The sequence below is a fragment of the Nonomuraea sp. KM90 genome (genome assembly GCF_052246675.1).
GTDB lineage: Bacteria > Actinomycetota > Actinomycetes > Streptosporangiales > Streptosporangiaceae > Nonomuraea.
The window spans coordinates 1-6,290 of sequence record NZ_JBQQCB010000256.1 but is presented as its reverse complement, the minus strand read 5'-3'; the positions used below and the strand labels follow the sequence as shown (position 1 = coordinate 6,290).

Sequence of the window (6,290 nt, the reverse complement as noted above, 5' to 3'; positions counted from 1 at the left end):
CAAGGCCACGGCATCGGCCTTGAACTCCTCCGAGTAGTCCTTCAACGCCATCGGCGGTCTTCTCGCTTCCTCTGGATCAAGCAAGATCCAGTATCAGCGTGTCCACCAACCAGGGGGAAGTACCGTTCTGGCCGTCCGCAGGGTGGTCACCGCCAGCCAGCCGAGGTAGAGCCCGCCTATCAGCTGTACGACGATCAGCGCCTGTGGTGCCGAGTTCAGTAGCGCCGCCAGCCCCAGTGTGGCCGCGACGACGTGCACCACCATGCCCAGCGCCATGCCAACAGCCGACAGCAGCCCAGCACGACGGCCCCGGTCCACCGCCACCGCGACGATGTAGACGCTGTCCGGCCCCGGGACGACGGTGATCACGAGCACGGTCACGAGGAAGCCGGGTAGCACGAGAGGATCGATCACGCCGACCTTTCTTGTAACGTGTTAAATGGAGTTAATACGTTACAAGATGAAGCTGGCGGGTGAAACGCGAAGGAGGCTTTCATCACGTTACAGTTGTGGTATGAGAGTGGACGCGATGCCGACGGCGGTCCTGGTCGAGCTCATCAACGGATGGGGGTCTGTTCCCCGTGAGGCGCGTGCGGAGGACTATCCCGACGAGGCCTATCCGCCCATCGCCGAGATCGCCCTGCCTGCCGGCCAGAAGCCCACCGACCGGGCCCTGGCGCTCGCCGCCGACCGCCTCTACCCGGTCTTCGCCATGGCCGACGCGGCCGGGCAGGCCCGGCTGGTCAACGAACTTCTCACGGACACCGAGGTCAGGCCCTGCCTGAGCGTCATGGGCAATCACACGCATGCGAACTGGACCGTCGGCGACAGCGCGAACCCGGTGCTCGCCGCCGCGGCGGTCGCGCTGCGTCAGCATCTCGCTGGCCAAGGATCCCAGCGCCTGGGCGTGTGCACAGGTCGGCGCTGCGCGGATGTCTACATCGACGCCTCACCAGCGGGGCGGCGCCGGTTCTGCTCCGTCACCTGCCAGAACCGCGCGCGCGTTGCCGCCTTCCGCAGCCGCCGCACCTCGGCGCGACCCTGAGCGCCCGGCGGGGCTTCACGGGCGTGGCAGGGCGGTCACGACCGTGGTGAGAGAACGTGGGCGTCGGTGACGGGCTCGCCGTGGCCGATGCAGGCCAGAACCACATCGACCTCGGCGAGACCGCGCACGGAGCGGAGCGTCTCCTCCTGATCGAGGTTGAAACACCCGGCATGACATACCCGGCGACCCAGGCAGGCGCGGACGGCAGCAGGTGGGCGCTCAGGTGGCGGCGCAGGACACGCTCCTCGTCCGTGTAGTCCGCGGGAGGCACGGGCTGTTCGCCGCGGCTCACGGGGGGCGTTCAGCCGGTGGGCCAGCACGGTGACGTCTCCCCATCGGCTGATCTCAGCCGCCCCGTCGGCGCCGTCCTCGCGGGTCGACGAGAGCGAACGCGCCGGCGCTCCCCTCCGAGGGGCGGGAGAGGAACTCCATGATCAACGAGTACCTGCCTGAGGACAATGACAGGCATTCCCCGAGGACACCCCTGTTCTCGTCAGGTATCCCCTACACGATGACCAGAACAACGATCGCGACTCGTGGCCGTGGCTACCAGGCACAGTCCAGGGTCAATGCGGTCCCGACGAGTGGCGGATCGTTGTCGAGGTGCCCGCTCTGGCTAAACCTGACCCCAGCGCGCCCAACGGCGATACCCCAGAGAACCTGCCCTACCCCGCTTGCTTCCGCGACGCGACCGAGATTCACGCCGCTGGCCTGCACGTGTGGGTGCGTGCACGCGACGAGGTCGAGTTCCGCTGATCTCGTCTGAAGATGCAGCCCATGTGCCGGCCTGGAACAGATCGGGTCGCCAGGTCAACGGATGGCCGTGAGGTTCACCACCATCTGTCGGTCCTTCAGGGGGAAGGAGAGCAGGTGCACCGTGCGGTGGTCGATGCGGGTGGCCTCCATGATCTCGGAGGCGGCCTTGGAGCCGTTCTTAACGCGCCCGCCGAGGACACCCGTGCGGCGGGTGGCGAGGTCGTGCAGGTAGAGGCGGACATCCGTGCCGATCCGGTCCTTCGGCCCGAGCACGATGAACCGGTCGAGCGCCGGCGTCGCGGAGAAGTAGGGCCAGCCCGGCAGCTGGTGCTCTCCCGAGCCGTCGCGACGGCGGGCGCGCTGCGACTGCCGGTCCAGGCACCAGGTAAGCGAGCACACGCTGGCGCGCTCGCTCACCGTACGCCCCTCTCCGGTCAGCACGTTGACCAGCTGCACGAACGAGGGACGCGGGTCCGATAGATCGCCCTTGGCACGCCTACTGTGAGCCGCCCAAGGCCATTGGAGCAGGTGCAGCTGCTTGGTGCCGGAAACGGGACGGGGCTCGCCGCCCGCCAGCGGGGCCTGGTAGACGCCGCCCTCGATGCCACGTGACCAGACGACCGTGTCGCCCTGGACGGCCAGCAAGTCGATGTCCCCATATTTCATGGTCTGGTGAATGGTAGTAACCTTGTGCACCGCCCCTCCGCCGACCGGCGCCGCCCAGATGTCGAGCGCGCCTTTGACCTTGCCCCAGGACACCGTGTACCAGACCAGCCGACCGTTGCCAACGACAATGGGAGAGGTGTAGTCCGTCCTGGCCGGTGGGATCGGCGCCACCAGCCGACTCACCCGCCCGGAGGCCACATCGTACGTCCACAGGACGGCCGGGTCGGCGCTGTCGCCCTTGCCCGTCCTGACCAGCAGCGTCCGCGCATCGATGAACAGCTCGGGCCGGAAACTCAGTCCGTTGCGCAGCTTCTTCGGCAGGGAGTGCACCGCGCCCGGCCACACCCTCTCCACCGGAGCTGGGGGAAAGCTGTCGGCGGGCTCGGACGGCTCGCCGTCGCGGGGGACGATCTGCTGGATCAGCAGCGTGGACACGATCAGCAGCATGACCACGGCAGCCGCCGTCACCAGCGGGACGAGACGGCTGGGGCGCTTCACAGTCGTCGAGAGTCTGGACAGGAAGTGGGCGGGCGGCGGCGGTTCCTCCTCGCGTGCCATGCCGTCGAGAGTCTCGCGTAGCCGATCCTCGATGTTCATCGCAGCTCCTTCATGGCGTCGAGCTCCGGCGCAATCTTCTTCAGCCGTTCCAGCGAGCGATAGATCTGGCTCCGTACCGACCCCACTCGGATGCCGAGGACGGCGGCGATCTCGCTCTCCGACAGGTCCTCGAAGTAGCGCAGCACGAGAACAGCGCGCTGGCGGGGCGTCAGCCGGGCCAGCGCCGCACGCATCGCCAGCCGCAGGTCCGTCGCCTCGGCGTGGCCCTCGGAGCCCCGGTCGGGTACGTGCTCGGTGGAGATCTCAGCCGCCCGGGAACGGCGCCGCCACCAGCTCACCTGCTCGTGGTAGATGGCCCGGCGCACGTACCCCTCGACGGCCATGGGGTCGCGCAGGCGCCGCCAGTTTGCCGCGGTCTTGGCCAGCGCCGACTGCACCAGGTCCTCCGCGGCGTGCCGGTCCCCAGTCAGTAGATAGGCGGTACGGAAGAGCGCTCCCGAGCGTTCGACCACAAACCTCAGGAATACTGCCTCGTGTTCTGGATCCACCGGCCCTCCTCGCCGCTCACCAAGCAAGGACGCGGGGCAGGCGGTGATCTATGCCAGACCCGTGCAGGCACCTTCTGAACGCGAGCCACCATGGCACGGTGGAGGGCAACCCCAATGCCGGACCAAAGAGATCATTCTTCTGTCGGTGCTGCGCAGCACCTCGGGACTGGATTCTCTCACCCGCCGCTCACTCACCAGTACTGACGCCATCCCTCCCCTTCGCCGCGAACGACGCGCAACGCCACGCACAAGGTGTTCCGGAAACGGCCCCTTTATTGATGTTCTCAAGCTCGCTTTCGCTGCGGCGCCCTCGCCACCACCTAGGCGCGCACCGCCCGGATGGGCCTGAAGCGGTCGGGGTCGGCACCAGAAAGGGGGCCGCGACTGCTGGAGTCGCAGATCAGCGGGTTCGGCGGTCGAAGCTGGTCAGTACCCTCTTGCCGTCTGTCACCATGATGGTGAGATCGTCGGTACTGTCAGTGAAGGCGGCGAAGACGAGTTCATCGTCCCCATCCCCGTCGTAGTCGCTCGCCGCCAGCGGCCAGGCCTGGCCCACTCCCTTGACCTTTTCCCCGGCTCGCAGACCATCGGATCCGCCCCAGAAGATCCGCGATGAGGTGTATCGGTGCGGCCAGGACGAGTCGGCCACCCCGCCGAAGGCGAGGTCGTCGCGGCCGTCCCCGTTGAAGTCACCCGGTACCGCAGGGCCTGCGGCGCCTGTGAACACCGCGCGTCGGCCGTTGCCGTAGTAGATGGTCAGCGTTCTGTGGACGGAGAGCGGTTCCGTCTCGTCGCCGTGCTCGTCGTTGCGGCTCCCATCGTCGCCGACCGCGACGTCTCTGACGCCATCGCTGTCGAAGTCGCCGAACGCGGCCGCGTTGCCCTCGTTGAGCTTCCGGCCCACCCTCGACAGGCCGCCAGGACCGGCGCCGAGCAGCCAACCGGCAGCCTGCTCGCCGTCATCGCCCTCGTAGACGATCAGCCCGGTCGCGCGCCGCCCGTCGATCTTGTCGACCGTCATATGCAGCAGACCCTCCCCGGTCGGCGACGGTTGGACGGTGTGACGGTTCGGGGTCCCGGCTCGGCTGAACGGGCCGTAAAGCACAGCCAAAGCCGTATCTGTCCCACCCGCTCTGGCAGGGCTGGTCATCGCCACGTCGGCGGACCCATCCCCGTTGAAGTCACCAGCGACGGCCCTATAGAGCGCTGTCCCGCTTTCACAAGCAGTGGCACAGGGGTGGGGAGCGTCTTCGCCGAGATGCCATGCGCGCCGCCCCAAAAGATGTGAGGACGATACGGCACATCATCCCCAGCTGGCCCTCCATAGCCGAGGATGTCTCCGAAACCGTCACCGTCGAGATCGGCTCTGATGCCGGTCAAGCTCCACACGGTCGCATCGGATAGCAGCACCGTCCGCGTCGAGGGATCGACCCCTCTGGAGGAGCCATAGACGACCGCGAGATCGGGCAACTCGACGATCAGGTCGGCGTAGCCGTCGCCATTGACGTCATCAGTCGGCCGACCGCCCTTACCCCCAGGAAGCGCGAGCGTGGACGGCGCGAGGGTCAACGGTGCCGCCTTGCGTGGGACGGGCGGTTGATCTCCGCAGCCCACGAGCACGAAGAGCTGGATCAGGACGAGCCAGATCATTGCCTTTCGGGGCATGGGGCCAAAGCCTAGGCAGCTGGTGCTTTTCTGTCGATCCCACCGGGTACTTGCAGCGTGGATGCCCCTCCCCGTCCTTGAGGGCGGGAGGAAACGCGGAACGGCGGGCCATGGTGGGGTCCTGGTTTTGTCGGTGGTGGTCGGTAGCTTGGCCGGCATGTCCCGCTACCGGCTTCAGCCCACGCCGGCCCAAGAGCAGGCGCTTGTGGAGCATCGCGGGCACGCGCGGTACGTGTGGAATCTGGCCGTCGAGCAGCACGCGCACTGGCGGCCGGGCCGTAAGAGCGCGCCGGGGTTTGCCGAGCAGTGCCGGCAGCTCACCGAAGCGCGGGCCGCGTTCGCCTGGCTGCGCGCGGGGTCGATCATCGTGCAGCAGCAGGCCCTGAAGGACTTCGCCCAGGCGATGGCGAACTTCTTCCGCACCACCCATCGCAGGCCCGCCTTTCGCCGGCGCGGGCAGGGTGAAGGGTTTCGAATCGTCGCGGTCAAGGCCAGCGACGTCCGTCGCCTGTCCCGCAACGTCGGCGAAGTGCTCGGCGTGCGGGATCGTGGACCGGCAGGCGCGCGAGAGCCAAGCGCGTTTCCAGTGCCGGTCCTGCGGATACGCCGGCAACGCCGATGCGAACGCGGCACGTAACATCAAACACGCGGCAGGGCATGCCGTCTCTGCGCGGGGAGGCCCACCGCTGGGCGGGCCGGTGAACCGCGAACCTCAACGCGACCTCCTCCTGGTGAGGTAGTCGTGCTGGAATCCCCCGCCTTCAGGCGCGCGGAGGATGTCAACTCATCATATTGATCACTTACAGGCCACCACCGCCCTCGAAGGTGGTGGCCTGTCCTGGCCTTGTAGGAGGGAAACTGACGTACCGGCGCAGCATGGTCCGGCCGTAGCGCCACGCATCCGCCAGCTCCACCCCGCCTGAGCTCCGTCCCGGTCCACGTACGCGCGCTCGAACCCAGCCATGACGGCCGGGAAAACCACACTGATCCGACCAGAACACCGCCCTAGATGATTGATGCCAAGGGGTCTGGCTACGGTCAGTGGTCATAGG

7 protein-coding genes and 1 pseudogene are annotated in these 6,290 nt (G+C 67.5%); 3 read left to right on the top strand and 5 right to left on the bottom strand.

Annotation, left to right across the window (positions count from 1 at the left end):
- Positions 1-93: 93 nt before the first annotated feature.
- Entirely contained in the window at positions 94-414 is a 321-nt protein-coding gene (locus ACTWPW_RS62580; RefSeq protein WP_443174781.1) for a LysE family translocator, read from the bottom strand.
- Between the two features lie 115 nt (positions 415-529).
- On the opposite strand from ACTWPW_RS62580, the gene ACTWPW_RS62575 reads away from it, so the two are divergent.
- Positions 530-1,045, top strand: a complete 516-nt coding sequence (locus ACTWPW_RS62575; RefSeq protein WP_443174780.1) for a CGNR zinc finger domain-containing protein — start codon at positions 530-532, stop codon at positions 1,043-1,045.
- Between the two features lie 810 nt (positions 1,046-1,855).
- On the opposite strand, the gene ACTWPW_RS62570 is transcribed toward ACTWPW_RS62575, so the two are convergent.
- The 4 genes and pseudogenes from ACTWPW_RS62570 to ACTWPW_RS62555 all read right to left on the bottom strand — a co-directional run.
- Positions 1,856-3,064 carry a hypothetical protein gene (locus ACTWPW_RS62570; RefSeq protein WP_443174779.1) on the bottom strand — a complete coding sequence of 403 codons (1,209 nt, stop codon included), beginning with the start codon at positions 3,062-3,064 and terminating at the stop codon, positions 1,856-1,858.
- Entirely contained in the window at positions 3,061-3,573 is a 513-nt protein-coding gene (locus tag ACTWPW_RS62565) for a SigE family RNA polymerase sigma factor (RefSeq protein WP_443174778.1), read from the bottom strand. Before ACTWPW_RS62565 ends, ACTWPW_RS62570 begins: the two co-directional genes overlap by 4 nt.
- Before the next feature lie 400 nt (positions 3,574-3,973).
- Positions 3,974-4,594 (bottom strand): FG-GAP repeat domain-containing protein, encoded by a 621-nt coding sequence (locus ACTWPW_RS62560; RefSeq protein ID WP_443174782.1) that lies wholly within the window; start codon positions 4,592-4,594, stop codon positions 3,974-3,976.
- Between the two features lie 138 nt (positions 4,595-4,732).
- Positions 4,733-4,852: pseudogene (locus tag ACTWPW_RS62555) on the bottom strand (hypothetical protein); the annotation flags it as partial.
- A gap of 543 nt (positions 4,853-5,395) precedes the next feature.
- Between ACTWPW_RS62555 and ACTWPW_RS62550 the strand changes: the two are divergent.
- Together ACTWPW_RS62550 and ACTWPW_RS62545 are read left to right on the top strand one after the other, a co-directional pair.
- Entirely contained in the window at positions 5,396-5,875 is a 480-nt protein-coding gene (locus tag ACTWPW_RS62550; RefSeq protein WP_443174777.1) for a helix-turn-helix domain-containing protein, read from the top strand.
- Positions 5,787-5,978: a zinc ribbon domain-containing protein gene (locus ACTWPW_RS62545; RefSeq protein WP_443174776.1), complete on the top strand. Its 192-nt coding sequence runs from the start codon at positions 5,787-5,789 to the stop codon at positions 5,976-5,978. Before ACTWPW_RS62550 ends, ACTWPW_RS62545 begins: the two co-directional genes overlap by 89 nt.
- Positions 5,979-6,290: the final 312 nt, after the last annotated feature.